This is a genomic window from Pseudomonas sp. F9001, from assembly GCF_013385435.1.
Lineage (GTDB): Bacteria > Pseudomonadota > Gammaproteobacteria > Pseudomonadales > Pseudomonadaceae > Aquipseudomonas.
The window spans coordinates 1-14,779 of sequence record NZ_JACAPX010000026.1 but is presented as its reverse complement, the minus strand read 5'-3'; the positions used below and the strand labels follow the sequence as shown (position 1 = coordinate 14,779).

Sequence of the window (14,779 nt, the reverse complement as noted above, 5' to 3'; positions counted from 1 at the left end):
CAGGTGCGCTCAAATGACTCTGCCCCACGAAATGACCCTGATCGAAATCACCAGCCCCGGCGGCCCCGAAGTCCTGCAACCACGCCAGGAGCCGGTACCTGTCGCCGGCCCCGGCGAAGTGCTGATCCGCGTGCACGCCGCCGGCGTCAATCGCCCGGACGCCCTGCAACGCGCCGGCACGTATCCGATGAAACCCGGCATGAGCCCGATTCCCGGGCTGGAAGTGGCCGGTGTGGTGGTCGCGCTGGGCGAAGGCGTCAGCGAGTACGCGCTGGGCGACAAGGTGTGCGCCCTGACCAATGGCGGCGGTTATGCGCAGTACTGCGCAGTGCCCGCCAGCCAGACCTTGCCGGTTCCCGACGGCCTGGACTGGATTCAGGCGGCAGCGATCCCGGAAACCTTCTTCACCGTATGGGCCAACCTGTTCGGCATCGGCGGTGCGCATAAAGGCCAGCGCGTGTTGATCCATGGCGGCACCAGCGGCATCGGCACCACCGCGCTGATGCTCTGCCGCGAGTTCGGTATCGAAGCGTTCGCCACCGCCGGCAGCGTGGAAAAATGCGCCGCCATCCGCGAGCTGGGAGCCGAGCCGATCAACTACCGGGAACAGAATTTCGCCGAGGTCATCGCTGACAAGACCGCAGGCAAGGGTGTCAATGTGGTCCTCGACATCATGGGTGGCTCCTACCTGAACGACAACATCAGCGCCCTGGCCATGGAAGGTCGCCTGGTGATGCTGGGCTTCCTCGGCGGCGCACGCGCCAAAGACATCGACCTGCTGGCGATCCTCGGCAAACGCGCGATCGTTACCGGCTCGTTGTTGCGCTCACGCACCCGGGAAGAAAAAGCCGCGATTGCCGCACAACTGCGCGAACACGTGTGGCCGGTGCTGTCGGCCGGGCGTTGCCTGCCGATGATCGATGAGGTGTATGCCTATACCGACGCCGCGAAGGCCCATGCGCGCATGGAAGGTGGCGACCATATCGGCAAGATTGTGTTGCGGGTGGATTGATAAACATGCGGAAAAACGGTTTATAACGCCATCAGAACAAAACACTGCGGTTAATGGAGGCTTCATGAAACTGGTCGGCATGCTGGACTCGCCCTACGTGCGCCGCGTGGCCATTTCCCTGGAACTGTACGGCGTCGCGTTCGAACACCAGGCACTGTCGGTGTTCAGCACCTTCGATGAGTTTTCCGGGATCAACCCGGTAGTCAAGGCACCGACGCTGGTGCTCGACGACGGCACGGTGCTGATGGATTCCGGCTTGATCCTCGAGTACCTGGAAGCCCTGGCGCCGGCCGGCAGCCGATTGTTGCCCCCGTCAGCCCCAGCGCTTGCCAGGGATCTGCAAGTGATCGGCCTGGCGCTGGCAGCGTGCGAAAAGACCGTGCAGATCGTCTACGAACATCACCTGCGGCCCGCCGAAAAACTGCATCAGCCGTGGATCGACCGCGTGACCGGGCAACTGCTGGCGGCCTATGCGTTATTGGAGGCGCGGGTGGCCGAGCGCGACAGCGACTTGCCGCTGACCCAGGCGAGCCTGACGGTGGCGGTCGCCTGGTCCTTCACCCAGCTGAAGATAGCCGACGTCGTGAAGGCCGATGCGTTTCCCCACTTGCAACGCCACGCGGCCCTCGCCGAGCAGCACCCGGCATTCGGCAAATACCCGATCGAGTAGCCCGTGCCTACCCGGCATACACCGGGTAATCGGTGAAGCCCACCTCGGTGCCGCCATACAGGCCGTCCGCGTTCAACGGGTTCAGCGGCCAACCGTTGAGCAGGCGTTGGGGCAAGTCGGGATTGGCAATGTACGGCCGGCCAAACGCGATCAGGTCTGCCAGCCCCGCCTCTACCAGCCGCACGCCGCGCTCTGCGGTGTAGCGGCCGGCGTAGATGATCCGACCGCTGAAGGTGTCACGCACCGCCTGGCGGAACGACTCGGGCAACTCGGGGGCATTGTCCCAGTCGGCCTCGGCAATCGACACGTAGGCGATGCCGGCCGCCTCAAGCACCTTGATCGCCTCGATGTAGGTGTGATGCGGGTCTTCCTCGACGAGGCCGATGTAGACCCGGTCCTGGTCAGTGCCGCTGAACAACGGCGCAAAGCGCACACCCAGGCGTTGCGGGCCGACTACTTCGGCCACCGCCTCGACGATTTCCCGCAGGAACCGCAGGCGATTGTGCAGTGAGCCACCGTATTCGTCGTCGCGCTGGTTGGAATGCGCCGAGATGAACTGGTTGACCAGGTAGCCGTTGGCCGAATGAATTTCCACGCCATCGAAACCGGCGGCCAATGCATTTTTTGCAGCCTGGGCGTAAAGCCCCACCAACTCCTTGACCTCGGCGGTAGCCAGGGCGCGCGGCTCGGGTGGCTGCACCAACTTACCGGTGGCGGGCCCGGTTGCAACGAATGCCTTGGCTTGCTGCGGCTGGATCGCCGACGGCGCAACGGGTGCTGCGCCGTCGGGCTGCAGTTCGTGATGGGACACGCGACCCACATGCCAAAGCTGGGCGAAGATCACGCCGCCTTCGGCATGCACGGCATCGGTCACAGTACGCCAGCCGTCAATCTGCTCCGGTGTGTAGATGCCCGGGGTCCAGGCGTAACCCTGGCCGCGAGGCTCGATCTGCGTGCCCTCGCTGACCATGAAGCCGGCGGTGGCGCGCTGGCGGTAATAAAGCGCCATCAAGTCCGTGGCGATATCACCGGGCTGGGCACTTCGCTGGCGGGTAAGCGGCGGCAGGACGATGCGGTTTTTCAGGGTGTGGTGCCCCAGTGTGATCGGGGTACCTAAAGCGCTGTTGCTCATGGGGGAAAGTTCCGGATTCAAATTTCAGACAAGCAGAAGCTGCCGGCTCCCGGTCAGGGGAGCCGCCAACAACGTTCTTTTTGGGGGATTTGGCGGGTTACGCGGTCAGCTTCAACAGCGCTTTGGCAACGTCACTGGAACTGGCAGGATTCTGCCCGGTGACCAGCAGGCCATCTTCAATCACAAAGGATTGCCAATCGGCACCCTTCTCATACGTGCCGCCCAGCGCCTTGAAATCATCCTCGATCAGGAAAGGCACCACGTCGGTCAGGCCAACCGCTGCTTCTTCGGAGTTGGAGAAGCCGGTGACGCGTCGGCCCTTGACCAGCGGCTCGCCGTTGACCGCCTTGACGTGACGCAAGGCACCCGGGGCGTGGCACACAAAGCCAATCGGCTTGCCCGCACGCTCGAAGGCTTCGATCAGGGCGATGGAGGTTTTCGACTCTGCCAGGTCCCACAGCGGGCCGTGGCCGCCTGGGTAGAACACGGTGTCGAAGTCGCCGGCGTTGACCGACTCCAGCTTCACGGTGGTGGCCAGGGCCTGTTGCGCCGCCGGGTCAGCGGCGAAGCGGCGGGTCTGGTCGGTTTGCGAATCCGGCAGGTCGCTGACCGGGTCCAGGGGCGGTTGCCCACCGGCCGGCGAAGCCAGGGTCACGTCGGCCCCGGCGTCCTTGAACGCGTAGTAGGGAGCAGCAAATTCTTCGAGCCAGAACCCGGTCTTGCGGCCGGTGTTGCCAAGCTGGTCGTGAGAAGTCAAAACCATCAATACTTTCATGTGCCAGTGCCTCGGGGTGATGTGGGTTGGAATGGAATCAAGCTTAGGAGCCGGGCCAAAACCGCACAATGTCATGTCCGCAAGGATTCCGGACATTGCGCCAAGGCGGTTGCCGTTTCCCTGGCACACGCCGACAATCACCGCTCCGCGCCCCCTGGAGAGATGAGATGCACAGCATTGCGCTGATGGTGTACCCGAACTTTCAATCCTTGAGCCTCAGCCTGGGCTCGGTGTTCGAGTGCGCGAATCTGCTGCGTGGCGAGCAGGCGTATGAATTTCACCTGGTGTCGGAAAGTGGCGGCCCGATCATGACGTCCCAGGGCTTCTCGGTGAACAGTACGCCGATCCGGCCCGAGGGCTATGACACATTGATCGTCAGCGGTTACCTGGAGTTCCAACTGCCTGACGCCAGCCTGCCGAGGCTGGTCCAGGCGGCGTCCAAACAGTCGCGACGGATTGCTTCGTTGTGCATGGGCATCTTCGTGCTGGCCGAGGCCGGATTGCTTGAAGGCAAGCGCGCCACCACCCACTGGCTGCACGCACCGGCCTTTGCCAAGCGCTACCCGCAGATTCGCCTGGAGGAAGACAAGCTGTTCGTGGTCGACGGCCAGATCTGGACCGGTGCCGGCATGAGCGCCGGGGTGGACCTGGCACTGGCGATGGTGGAGAACGACCTGGGCAGCGACCTCGCCCGCCGCATCGCGCGCAAGCTGGTGATTGCCCAGCGCCGTGGCAGCGAACAGTCGCAGCTATCGGCGTTGCTGGAACTCGACCCCAAGTCCGACCGTGTGCAGCTGGCCCTGGCCTACGCCCGGGAGAACCTGACCCACGACCTTTCGGTCGAGGCCCTGGCGGCCGTGGCGCGGCTCAGCCCACGCCAGTTCAGCCGGGTGTTTCGCGAGGAGACCGGGCAAACCCCGGCCAAGGCCATCGAATCCCTGCGGGTGGAAGCCGCCCGGGCAATGATGGAAACCAGTCGGCACCCGGTGGAAGTGGTCGCCCGCGAGACCGGGTTCGGTGATCGCGAGCGCATGCGCCAGGCGTTCCTGCGGGCGTTCGGCCAGCCGCCACAGGCGATGCAGGCGGCATTGTTCAGTGCAGGGGCTGGCGCAGCGTTTAGCTGATGCCTCAGTGCAGCGCCGCCCGCGTCACCAGGAAGCTCAGCAGGTTCGGCTCATCGTCCAGCTCGATGGCCTGCACCGGACGCGGCAGGTTATCCAACACCGTGCGCCAGAACGCCTGGCTCACTTCATCCTGATCATAGAAACGCACCAGCCAGTTCGCCTCGCCGCTGCTCAACACCTGAGTGGCGATGGCGCGGCCAATGCCCTTGCGGCGGTAGCGTTTGAGGATGAACAGGTCCGCCAGTTCCAGCGCATCGATCCCCGGCAGTTCGCTGCCTTCGATCAGCAGGAAGCCGGCGATGAAGCCGTCGACCAGCAGCAGGTTGGCACTCCACTGCGGGTCTTCCCAGTAGCGGGCCAGGTGCTCCTCATGGATGTAGAAGCGACCGTCCACCTCGACATCTTCCTGTTCCCAGTCCGAGGACTCGTAGGCGTAGAACTGGTAAAGGTTGGCGATCAACGTGGCGTGTTCCGGGCCGGTCTCGATCAGTTCGACGGTGGTATCGGGGATTGCAGGCATGGGCATCTCGGCAAAAAAACAGGCTGCCATTGTCAACAAAGCCACCTGCAATGCCAATACACCGGCCAAGCTTTCTGCTTGCTGAACCGATCGCGCTTTTCTCGTGTCAACGACAAAATCGTTACAAAGTTAGACTAAACTCCGCGTCACTTCCCTCCCCTTGCTTTCAGGATAAGTACTTTGACAAACGTCTGCACCAGCGGCCTCGATGTCGGCTTTGCGTCCCTGGATTACCTGCAAATAGGCATCCTGGGCATCATTCAGGGCATCACCGAATTGTTGCCCGTGTCTTCCACCGCCCACATGCGCATCGTGCCCGCCCTGCTCGGCTGGCCGGATCCCGGCTCGGCGTTTTCCGCAGCCATGCAGTTGGCCGCACTGGCAGCAGTGGTCAGTTACTTCTGGAAGGATGTACGGCAGGTCACGGTCGGCAGCATCACTGCGGTGCGCCAGGGTGACTACAACAACCAGTGGTTCAAGCTGGCGGTGGCCATTGTGCTGGCGACGATTCCGATCGGGATTGCCGGGATAGCCTTGTCGTCGACCCTCAACTCCTGCAACTCGCCGCTGCGCGGGCTGATGGTGATCGGGATTTCCTGCCTGGTGATGGCGGTGCTGCTGGCGGCGGCTGAACTCAGCGCGAGGCATAAGCGCACGGTGGGCGAAATGCGCCTGCGGGATGCGCTGATTGTCGGCATTGCGCAGATCGGCGCGCTGATTCCAGGGGTTTCCCGCTCGGGTTCGACCCTGACCGCCGCACTGTTCCTCAACTTCAAGCGTGAAGAAGCGGCGCGGTTTTCGTTCCTGCTGGGCTTGCCGGCGATCGCCCTGGCGGGTTTGAAGGAACTGTGGGTGTTGTTCCATGCCGACCTGCCCGCCCACGCCTGGCCGCATTTGATCTTTGGCCTGGTGGTTGCCAGTGTCTCAGCGTTCTTCGCGATCTGGGGCCTGATGAAGTTCCTGGAGCGATTCTCCACCTGGCCGTTCGTGATCTACCGCGCGGTGCTGGGGGTGTTCCTGATTGTGGCGGTGAGCACCGGGTTGTTGGCCTAAGGCGCGCGGTCGGCCAGTTCTTCGAGCAAATCCGCTGACGGTATGAAGAACAGGCCCCCGGTGACCGCCGTGCTGAAGTCCAGCAGGCGGTCATAGTTGCCGACCGGTCGGCCGACAAACATGTTCTCCAGCATCAACTCCAAAGGCTCTGGCGAGCGCGCGTAGCCGATAAAGTACGTCCCGAATTCCCCCGCGCCCGGCCGGCCAAAGGGCATGTTGTCCCGCAGGATTTTCACCTCCTCGCCGTCCTTGGTGATGGTGGTCAATGCACTGTGGGAATTGCTCGGCTTGGTCGCATCGTCGAGCTCGATGTCCGACAACTTGGTGCGCCCGATCACCCGCTCCTGCGCCTCCACCGACAATTCATTCCAGGCCTGCATGTTGTGCAGGTACTTCTGCACCATTACATAGCTGCCGCCGCTGAACGCCGGATCCTCATCACCGACGATGGTGAAACCCACCGCCTTGCGCCCGACCGGGTTCTCGGTGCCGTCGACAAAACCGATGATGCTGCGCATGTCGAAATAGCGGAAACCCTGGACCTCGTCCACCACCGTCACCGCATCCCCCAGCGCCGCCATCAACTGGGTGGCCAATTCGAAACACAGGTCCATCTGCTCGGCACGAATGTGCAGCAGGATATCCCCCGGCGTGGCCGGCGCCAGGCGCCCGGCCACGCCCACTTCCTTGAACGGATGCAACGCTGCTGGCCGCGGCCCCCCGAACAGCGCGTCCCACGCCTTGGAGCCAAACCCTGCGACACACGTCAGGTTGCCGGCTGGCACCCGCTTGCCGACCGAGCGCACCAGGCCGGCGATATCGGCGCACCAGCTGCGCACCGCCTCAGCCGAGTCATTGCCAGGCGCCAGGGTCGCGACCATGAAAATGGCGCTGCTGGTGATCGGGCTGCAGACGGATTGGGGTTCAAGGTTTTGATCGGATGGCGATGTCATTGAGAGGTCCACGGGTGGCGGTCGAGATTCAACGAGCGCAGATTAGCAGACCACCTAACCCTGTGGGAGCTGTCGAGCTTTAGCGAGGCTGCGAAGGCGGCAGCAGTGTCAACATTGATGCTGCCTGACCCACCGCTATCGCAGCCTCGCTAAAGCTCGACAGCTCCCACACTGGATTTTCGTTTATGCGCCACTTGTGCATTTCCTCCGGACAAATCCCACAACGGGGGCTCCCGTCCTGCGCCCTCCCGATGGTAGTGTGTGAAATTGTTTCTGACCTTTCGATCAGACATTTCTCACTCACTCCCTGCAAAGGAATGCCCTCAGCAATGGATTTTTCCCTCAAGCAACTGGCCGTAGCCACCCTGATGGCCGCCAGCCTTTCGGTGTTCACCACCCAAGCTCAAGCCAACCTCACCCCGCAACAGAATGCGATCATCCTGAAGACCTTCAGTGACGCTTCGGTCAAGGATTTCAGGCAGTTTCTCGGTAGCCTGGCCAAGAGTGACGTGGCCAAGAGCGACAACCTCGGCCCGGCTATCAGCGCATTCCTCGACAACAAGGACCTGACCGCCGACCAGCAGAATGAAATCCATCGCCTGCTGGGCCTGTATGCGCGAGTGAAGTACGGCGCTGCCGCCACTGAAACCCTGCGCGAACTGGTGGAGATCCCGACGTTCCAGGTGGCCGGCGTAGCCCAGCACGACAACCCCGAGTTCATCAAGATCGCCGCCAAGATCAAGAGCCTGGCCGAGTCGTTCAACCTGAACTTCCGCAACATCGACAACCGCGTCTACGAGATTTCCCTGGAAGGCAGCGGCGATGAAGTGGTCGGCATCCACGCTCACGCGGACGTGGTACCGGTAACCCCGGAAAACTGGGTGCTCAAGGACGGCACCAAGCTCGACCCATTCAAGGTCACGCTGATCGGCGACCGGATGTATGGTCGCGGCACCGAGGATGACAAGAACGGCATCGTGGTGGCGATGTACGCGATGAAGGTGATCAAGGAAGAGAAGCTGCCGCTGGCGCGCAATTTCAAGCTGCTGGTGGACACCACCGAGGAAACCTCCGGCGACGCGATCCCATACTACTTCGAGCACAACCCAACGCCCAACTACAACCTGGCGCTGGACGGCGGCTACCCGGTGGTGATCGCCGAGAAAGGCTACGGCACGGTCATGGCCAAGTTCCCCAAGCGCAAGGCTGAAGGCAAAGGCGCAGAAATCATCTCGATGACCGGCGGCAAGGCCACCAACCAGATTCCGTCGGCGTCGGTGGTGACATTGCTCAGCGACAAGCCTGCCGAACTGGCCGCCAGCCTGCAAAAGGCCGGCAGCGAGTACGCCAAGCGCAATGGCGGCGACTTTGAAGTGGCGGCCAAGGTCGTCGGCAAGGACGTTCAGTTGACCGTCACTGGCGTGTCCGCCCACTCCTCCGAACCGGAATCCGGGGTGAACCCGGTAGCCAGGGTCCTCGACTTCCTCAACAGCCTCGACGGCAAGGTCGCGCTCAAGCACAACCAGTTCACCGACGCCGCGCACTACGCCGCCAACAACTGGGGCCTGGATTACCTGGGCGCCAAGCTGGGCGTGGGCTTCTCCGATGCGTTCATGGGCCCGCTGACCACCTCGCTGACCTATGTGGGCGAAGATGACACTACCTTCAAGCTGGCGGTCAACCTGCGGGTGCCAAAGGGCAAGTCACCGGAAGCGCTCAAGGCCGAAATCGCTGACAAGCTCAGCGCCTGGACCAAGAAAAACCACGTGGCTGTGACCTTCGATTACTCGATCGCCGAGCCGATGTACCGCAACCCTGAGGGCGAGTGGGTCAAGGCGCTGTTGGCGGTGGCCAGCGAGAACCTGGGCATGGAGCACAAGTACGGCACGTCTGCCGGCGCTACCTCGGTGCATGAGCTGCCCAACGGCGTGCAATTCGGCCTGGCACGGCCGGAGGTCAAGTACACCGGCCATACCGACAACGAGTTCAAGACCGTCGACCAGTTCCTGCTGGACCTGCAGATCGTCACCGAAATGATGGGCCGCATCGGGCAACTGCCGAAGCTCTGACCTGCCCTTCGGACCCGCCGTCCTGGCGGGTCCACTAAGCGATACGCCAGCCTTTCGATGCTCGCCGCTGCGCGAGGAACCGGGCATAGCGCCCTTGCCTTGCGGTCAATTGCTCAGGCGTGCCCTGCTCCACGATCCGGCCTTCATCGAGCACCACGATCTGGTCGGCCATCACCACCGTCGACAACTGATGCGCGATCACGATCAGCGTGCATGTGCCGCGCAAGCGTGCCAGGGTTTCGGCGATGACCGCCTGGTTCTCGGCGTCCAGTGCTGCCGTGGCTTCGTCCACCAGCAGGATCGGCGCGCCCTTGATCAACGCACGGGCGATCGCGACACGCTGACGCTCGCCACCGGACAGGCGTGCCCCGCCCTCACCCACCGTGGTCGACAGGCCCATGGGCAGGCGCTCGATAATCTCTTGCACGCCAGCCTGCCGCGCGGCCTCCAGTACTTGTGCGTCGCTGGCGTCGGGTTTGCCGAGGCGAATGTTGTCGGCGACGCTGCCCTGGAACAGGTACGTGTCCTGGAAGATCTGGCTGATCTGCGCGTTGAGCTGCTCGCCGGACATCTGTCGCACATCCACGCCTGCGATGCACACCTGGCCCTGGCTGACCTCGAAAAACCGTGCGACCAACCGCAACAGCGTGGTCTTGCCCGAACCGGAAGCCCCCACCAGCGCGGTCATGCTGCCGGGCTCAATACGCAGGTTCACCCCGCGCAGCACGTCCCGCGAACCGGCCGCGTGGCGAAAGCTCACATCGAACAATTCCACCGAGGCATCCCGTGGAGATTGCGGCGCGCTCGGCGCCTTCAGGGGCGACGCGGCCAATATCTCGCGCACCGCCTCAAGCTGCACCCCGGCGCCGCGCAACGTTTCGCCATAGCCGGCCACCTCCAGCAACGGGTCGATGAAGCGGCTGACCAGCAACAGCGACACCATCACCGCAATCACCGAGCCCACGTGCAAGGCATTTCCCAGGTAAGCGTCAAGCCAAAGCGCGGCGGCGATCAACAAGGCCGCGAACACCACCTGCACCAGCCACATGTTCAGCAGAATCGAGGTGGCGGACAGCAGGATCAGGCGCGCCCCGGTCGCGTGCTGCTGCTCGATCGCCCGTTGCAGGAACACCGAGCTGCCGCCGCCACTGAAGGCACGCAACACCGACTGCGACTGGGCGAACTCCAGCATGCGCTGGCTGGTGTCGGCCGAGCTGCGCTGGAACGCCCGGTCGGCGCGCCGCCCAAGGCGGGCGCTGAGCCAGAACGCGCCGCCGAGAATCGGCAACGCCAGCAAGGCAATCAGGCCCATTTTCCAGTGCAGCACAAACAACGCCAGTACCAGCACCAATGGCGTCACCACGCCGCTGAGCACCGGAGTAAATACATGGGCCGGCAGCTGGGCCACGGCCATCATGCCCTGGGTCACCACCTGGTTGAGCCGCGCCGTGTTATCGGGCGTGAACCAACCGACAGGCAGTTCGGCCACATGGTCGCCGATGCGCTGGCGCCCGCCTTGCAGCACCGCCACACCCACCGCGACGCCAGCCTTTTCAACCTCGCGTCGCGTGGCCCAACACGTCGCCACCGCCGCCAGGAACACCACCAGCCACAACGCCGCTTCGGCCAGATCACCGTTGAGCATGTCGGTGAGTACCGGCACCAGGGCGGCGAGGGTCAGCCCGCACAGCGCACCGTAGAACATCACTTTCCCGACATAGCGACGGAAGACCGGCCCGTCATCGCCCAACAGTTCGATAAAGGTTTTCAGCATGTCGGCAGCGCCTGTTCGCGGGTCTGTTTGTAACCGCCCGACGCCCACAGGCGCGCATAACGGCCCTCTTGCGCGATCAGTCGAGGATGGGTGCCCTGTTCAACAATACGGCCATTTTCCAGCACGATGATGTGGTCGGCGTGCATCACGGTATCGAGGCGATGGGCAATCACCAACAGCGTGCGCCCTTGGGCAAAGCGCGACAGCGCCTCCTGGATTGCCACCTCGTTTGCGGCATCGGCGGCGGCCGTGGGTTCATCCAGCACCAGCACCGGCGGCGCCAGCAATACTGCGCGGGCGATGCTGATACGCTGCTGCTCGCCACCGGACAACTGCGCGTCCTCACCGATCACCGAGGCATAGCCCCGTGGCAAGCCGATGATGCACTCATGAATATTCGCGGCCCGTGCCGCCGCCTCGATTTCCTTGCGGCTGGCGCTGGGCCGGCCGAGGGCGATGTTTTCGGCAACGCTGGCGTGGACCAGGCGCACCTCTTGCAGCACAAAGCCGATCAGGTTGTAGAGCTGCGAGGTCTCGATCTGCCGCAGGTCGACGCCGCCCAGGGTGATACGCCCCTCGGTCGGGTCAAAAAACCGCAGCAGCAGGCGCGCCAGGGTCGACTTGCCCGAACCCGAGGCGCCGACGATGGCGGTTACGGTGCCGGGCTTGAGGGTAAAGCTGATGTTCGACAGTACCGGGTGCTGCGGGTCATAGGCGTACCCGAGGTTTTCGACGCGTACTTCGGCGTCCTTGGGCAAGCGTTCGCACCCCGGCTCCACCTGGGCCAGCACCGGCGTCGCCAGCAGTGCCTGCACGCGCTGGGCCGCGCCGGTGGCGTTGTCCAGATCATGCACGATGTAACTCAGCAGCATCAGTGGCGCGCAAATGCCCGGTGCAACGATGGCGAACGGCAGCACCTCCACCGCGCTGATCCAGCCCAGGCTGACAAACACCAGGCCAAACGTCAGCACCATGGCGAGCACCGTCACCGGGGCGATCATCGCGTTGGCATTGGCCATCGTCCCCACCAGTGGACGGGTGAACTCAACGAAGGCTTCGCTGAAATCATCCACCGCCTCGCGGTAACTGGCGTGGGCCTTGCCGGTGGCACCGAAGGCCTTGACCACCGGAATGCCGTTGACGAACTCGACCACCGCGTTATTGACCCGGGTCATGCGCTCGACAAAGGACTGCATGTGGCTGCCGCTGGCTTTCATCGCCCGGGTAAAAAACAGCAAAAATCCCGGAAACGGCAACAGCGAGACCAGCGCCATCCGCCAGTCCACCATGAACAGATAAGCCGCCGACAGCAGCACGGCCCCGGCACAACGGCCCACGGTGGTGTAGAAGTGCGCAGTCAGGCTATGCAGGGTGCCGATGTCGTCCTGCATCGCCTGCTTGACCTCGCCCGATGCCCGCTCGGTGAACCAGCCCAGCGGCACCTGGCTCAGGCGCTGGGCGATGGCCAGGCGCAAGTGGCGAGTGATGTGGTTGTCGGCCAGGTGCGCGACCGTCTCCGCAACTGTCATCAACAGCAGGCCCGCGAACAGGCTCGCCAGGCTGAGGCTGATGGTCAACCAGACCTCGCCCGATGCCTGGGCCATCGACGGCGCGCCGAGGGCGACCCTGGCGATATGCACAATGCCCCCCAGCGGCACCAGCGTCAGCATACTGCCCACACCGGCCAGCAGTGCCGCAGCGATCAGTCGCCCGCGCACCGGCCGCAACACTTGCGAGACCGCGCCGCGCCCACTGGGTTTGGCCGCAGCCACATCCTTGTTACTCATGAAGTCTCCCTGACTGAATGAGCCTTTGCTCGCCCTTACCTTATCTTCCGAACGAGCGGCCAAAACCCTCAATCGAAACCTCAAGGAATTTTCAGGCAGGGGCGCGGACCGTCACCCAATAGCGGGTGCGCCGCACCACCTGGATCGGCAACGCGGCGGCCAGGTTGTCCAGCGCCAGGTCGGTGTTGTCCAGGTGCAATACACCGCTGACCCGCAGCATCGCAACCTCAGGCGCACAGCGCAGTACACCGGGGCGGTAGCGTCCCAGCTCGGCGATCAGTTCGTCCAGCCGGGTGCCATCGGCCACCAACAGGCCCTTGACCCAGGCGATGCTGCGGTCAGTCACCGCCGCAGTCGGCTGCACGGTGTCCCTGGAAACCGTGGCGCCTTGACCTGCCTCCACCCGCGCACCTGCGCCATGGTCGGGCTGTACCTGCACGGTGCCCTCAAGCACGGCCAACTGGCAGTTGCCGTCGTCGCATTGGCGCAGGCTGAAGCGCGTGCCCAGGGCATGAAACACGCCCTGGCGACTCTGCACCCGAAACGGCCGGGGTGACGGCGCGGTCGTGATGAAGACCTCGCCGGCCCGCAGCAGCACCAGGCGCTGGTCGTCATCGAACTGTACGTCAATTGCTGAAGCCGGGCCCAATACCAGGCGGGTACCGTCGGGCAATACCACTTCGCGAACTTCGCCGGTGCGGGTGCTATGGCCGGCACTCGCCAGCTGCCAGGCGTCGGTGCGGCGCACGCCGTAGGTGAGGCCACCGGCTGCGACCAACAGGCCCAGCAGGCGCAGGGTGCTCCGGCGGTCGGGGGAGTCGGGAGCGTCGGGTTCGGCCAGGCTGTGCCTGGCCACCGGCGCGGGGATGCTATGGAGTTTTTGCTCGAAGCCCAGCAGGCGCGTCCAGGCCAGTTCGTGATGGGGATGTTCGGCGCGCCAGTGCAGGCAGTTGGCGTGGTCTTCGGCGCTGGCGTCATCGGCCCACAGGCGGGCCATCCAGGCGGCGGCGCGCTCGATGATATCCGGGGAGATTGGCTGCTCGGTCGACATTGCGAGGGTCAACCGTACAGGGTCTGGTAGCAGGCCAGCAGGCCGGCGGCGATGTACTTTTCCACCGAGGAGACGGAGACCTGGAGCTTGGCGGCGATCTCGCGGTAGCTCAGGCCATCGAGCTTGCACAGCAACAGGGCCTGGCGCGCCTTGGGTGGCAGGCTGTGCAGGGCGGCGTCGATTTGGATCAGGGCCTCGATGGCCAGGGCGCGGGTTTCTTCATCGGGGGCGCAGGGTTCGGGCAACAGGGCCAGGGCTTGCAGGTAGGCGGATTCGATCTGGCGGCGGCGGTAGAGGTCGATGACCAGGCCGTTGGCGATCTGGGTCAGGTGCCGCCGGGATTCGGCGGTGGGCGGGAGTTGGCCCTTGCGCATGAGTTGCAGGTAGACGTCGTGGGCCAGGTCGGCGGCGTCGAATGCGTTGCCCAGCTTGCGGCGCAACAGGGTACGTAGCCAGGCGTTGTGGTCGACGTATAGATTTTCAACCTGGCGTTGAAAGGCGAACTGTCCGATGTTCACAAACCTCTCCTTTTACCCAATGGGCCCGGGGGTGCTGGGGCGATTGGGCTGGTAATGATTTGCAAGACTATCGGCTCTGGGCTGCGGGTGCAATGCGGGGGGATGGCGGGGGGGATGGCGGGGTTATGGGTACATATCCGTTGCTGCGGTCACGGCTGCTATTGGTTCCGCTCTTACAGCGGCTCACTTTTGAAAAGCGCAAAAGTAAGCAAAACGCTCTTGCCCCACCACTCGGCACCTCGCCTAGGCTCGGTGTGCCCTCACTCCGGCTTTGGACCGTGGGCCGCCGTCATGGGCCATCCTTGGCCCAGGACGGCTAACCCGGCGTCCTGCCGGGTTAC

General features: G+C 63.8%; 13 protein-coding genes. 5 read left to right on the top strand and 8 right to left on the bottom strand.

Features of this window, described 5'->3' with window-relative positions; translation table 11 throughout:
• Nucleotides 1-13: 13 nt before the first annotated feature.
• Complete coding sequence (locus HX818_RS23800; RefSeq protein ID WP_177020849.1) at nt 14-1,012, top strand: NAD(P)H-quinone oxidoreductase; 999 nt, start codon at nt 14-16, stop codon at nt 1,010-1,012.
• A 64-nt stretch (nt 1,013-1,076) separates the two neighbouring features.
• Nucleotides 1,077-1,682: a glutathione S-transferase gene (locus HX818_RS23795; RefSeq protein WP_008431431.1), complete on the top strand. Its 606-nt coding sequence runs from the start codon at nt 1,077-1,079 to the stop codon at nt 1,680-1,682.
• Nucleotides 1,683-1,689: 7 nt separating this feature from the next.
• Here HX818_RS23795 and HX818_RS23790 read toward each other — a convergent pair whose 3' ends face one another.
• Complete coding sequence (locus HX818_RS23790) at nt 1,690-2,814, bottom strand: alkene reductase (RefSeq protein ID WP_177020848.1); 1,125 nt, start codon at nt 2,812-2,814, stop codon at nt 1,690-1,692.
• A 97-nt stretch (nt 2,815-2,911) separates the two neighbouring features.
• A complete protein-coding gene (locus HX818_RS23785; protein ID WP_177010061.1) occupies nt 2,912-3,589 on the bottom strand; it encodes a type 1 glutamine amidotransferase domain-containing protein in 678 nt (225 codons plus the stop codon).
• Nucleotides 3,590-3,756: 167 nt separating this feature from the next.
• Between HX818_RS23785 and HX818_RS23780 the strand changes: the two genes are divergently transcribed.
• Complete coding sequence (locus tag HX818_RS23780; RefSeq protein WP_003220105.1) at nt 3,757-4,713, top strand: GlxA family transcriptional regulator; 957 nt, start codon at nt 3,757-3,759, stop codon at nt 4,711-4,713.
• 4 nt (nt 4,714-4,717) lie between these two features.
• On the opposite strand, the gene HX818_RS23775 is transcribed toward HX818_RS23780, so the two are convergent.
• Nucleotides 4,718-5,224, bottom strand: coding sequence for a GNAT family N-acetyltransferase (locus tag HX818_RS23775; protein WP_032898758.1), 507 nt, complete (start codon nt 5,222-5,224; stop codon nt 4,718-4,720).
• A gap of 189 nt (nt 5,225-5,413) precedes the next feature.
• Here HX818_RS23775 and HX818_RS23770 point away from each other — a divergent pair, with 189 nt between their 5' ends.
• Nucleotides 5,414-6,286 (top strand): undecaprenyl-diphosphate phosphatase, encoded by an 873-nt coding sequence (locus tag HX818_RS23770; protein ID WP_003220102.1) that lies wholly within the window; start codon nt 5,414-5,416, stop codon nt 6,284-6,286.
• Here HX818_RS23770 and HX818_RS23765 read toward each other — a convergent pair.
• Entirely contained in the window at nt 6,283-7,239 is a 957-nt protein-coding gene (locus HX818_RS23765; RefSeq protein WP_177020847.1) for a Dyp-type peroxidase, read from the bottom strand. The two genes, HX818_RS23770 and HX818_RS23765, sit on opposite strands and share 4 nt — an antisense overlap.
• A gap of 329 nt (nt 7,240-7,568) precedes the next feature.
• Here HX818_RS23765 and HX818_RS23760 point away from each other — a divergent pair, with 329 nt between their 5' ends.
• Nucleotides 7,569-9,308: a dipeptidase gene (locus HX818_RS23760; protein WP_177020846.1), complete on the top strand. Its 1,740-nt coding sequence runs from the start codon at nt 7,569-7,571 to the stop codon at nt 9,306-9,308.
• A 34-nt stretch (nt 9,309-9,342) separates the two neighbouring features.
• Here HX818_RS23760 and HX818_RS23755 read toward each other — a convergent pair whose 3' ends face one another.
• From HX818_RS23755 to HX818_RS23740, 4 genes are all read right to left on the bottom strand, one after another.
• Complete coding sequence (locus tag HX818_RS23755) at nt 9,343-11,082, bottom strand: ABC transporter ATP-binding protein (protein WP_177020845.1); 1,740 nt, start codon at nt 11,080-11,082, stop codon at nt 9,343-9,345.
• Nucleotides 11,076-12,869: an ABC transporter ATP-binding protein gene (locus HX818_RS23750; RefSeq protein ID WP_177020844.1), complete on the bottom strand. Its 1,794-nt coding sequence runs from the start codon at nt 12,867-12,869 to the stop codon at nt 11,076-11,078. The genes HX818_RS23755 and HX818_RS23750 overlap by 7 nt, the downstream gene beginning before the upstream one ends.
• Nucleotides 12,870-12,960: 91 nt before the next feature.
• A complete protein-coding gene (locus tag HX818_RS23745; RefSeq protein WP_177020843.1) occupies nt 12,961-13,920 on the bottom strand; it encodes a FecR domain-containing protein in 960 nt (319 codons plus the stop codon).
• A gap of 8 nt (nt 13,921-13,928) precedes the next feature.
• Complete coding sequence (locus tag HX818_RS23740) at nt 13,929-14,438, bottom strand: sigma-70 family RNA polymerase sigma factor (protein ID WP_177020842.1); 510 nt, start codon at nt 14,436-14,438, stop codon at nt 13,929-13,931.
• Between the last annotated feature and the right edge of the window lie 341 nt (nt 14,439-14,779).

What these genes read in the sequence shown, in the direction of transcription:
- HX818_RS23765 (WP_177020847.1), bottom strand. Translation starts at nt 7,239, where the DNA reads ATGACATCGCCATCCGATCAAAACCTTGAACCCCAATCCGTCTGCAGC.
- HX818_RS23795 (WP_008431431.1), top strand. Translation starts at nt 1,077, where the DNA reads ATGAAACTGGTCGGCATGCTGGACTCGCCCTACGTGCGCCGCGTGGCC.
- HX818_RS23800 (WP_177020849.1), top strand. Translation starts at nt 14, where the DNA reads ATGACTCTGCCCCACGAAATGACCCTGATCGAAATCACCAGCCCCGGC.
- HX818_RS23755 (WP_177020845.1), bottom strand. Translation starts at nt 11,082, where the DNA reads ATGCTGAAAACCTTTATCGAACTGTTGGGCGATGACGGGCCGGTCTTC.
- HX818_RS23760 (WP_177020846.1), top strand. Translation starts at nt 7,569, where the DNA reads ATGGATTTTTCCCTCAAGCAACTGGCCGTAGCCACCCTGATGGCCGCC.
- HX818_RS23790 (WP_177020848.1), bottom strand. Translation starts at nt 2,814, where the DNA reads ATGAGCAACAGCGCTTTAGGTACCCCGATCACACTGGGGCACCACACC.
- HX818_RS23750 (WP_177020844.1), bottom strand. Translation starts at nt 12,869, where the DNA reads ATGAGTAACAAGGATGTGGCTGCGGCCAAACCCAGTGGGCGCGGCGCG.
- HX818_RS23745 (WP_177020843.1), bottom strand. Translation starts at nt 13,920, where the DNA reads ATGTCGACCGAGCAGCCAATCTCCCCGGATATCATCGAGCGCGCCGCC.
- HX818_RS23780 (WP_003220105.1), top strand. Translation starts at nt 3,757, where the DNA reads ATGCACAGCATTGCGCTGATGGTGTACCCGAACTTTCAATCCTTGAGC.
- HX818_RS23785 (WP_177010061.1), bottom strand. Translation starts at nt 3,589, where the DNA reads ATGAAAGTATTGATGGTTTTGACTTCTCACGACCAGCTTGGCAACACC.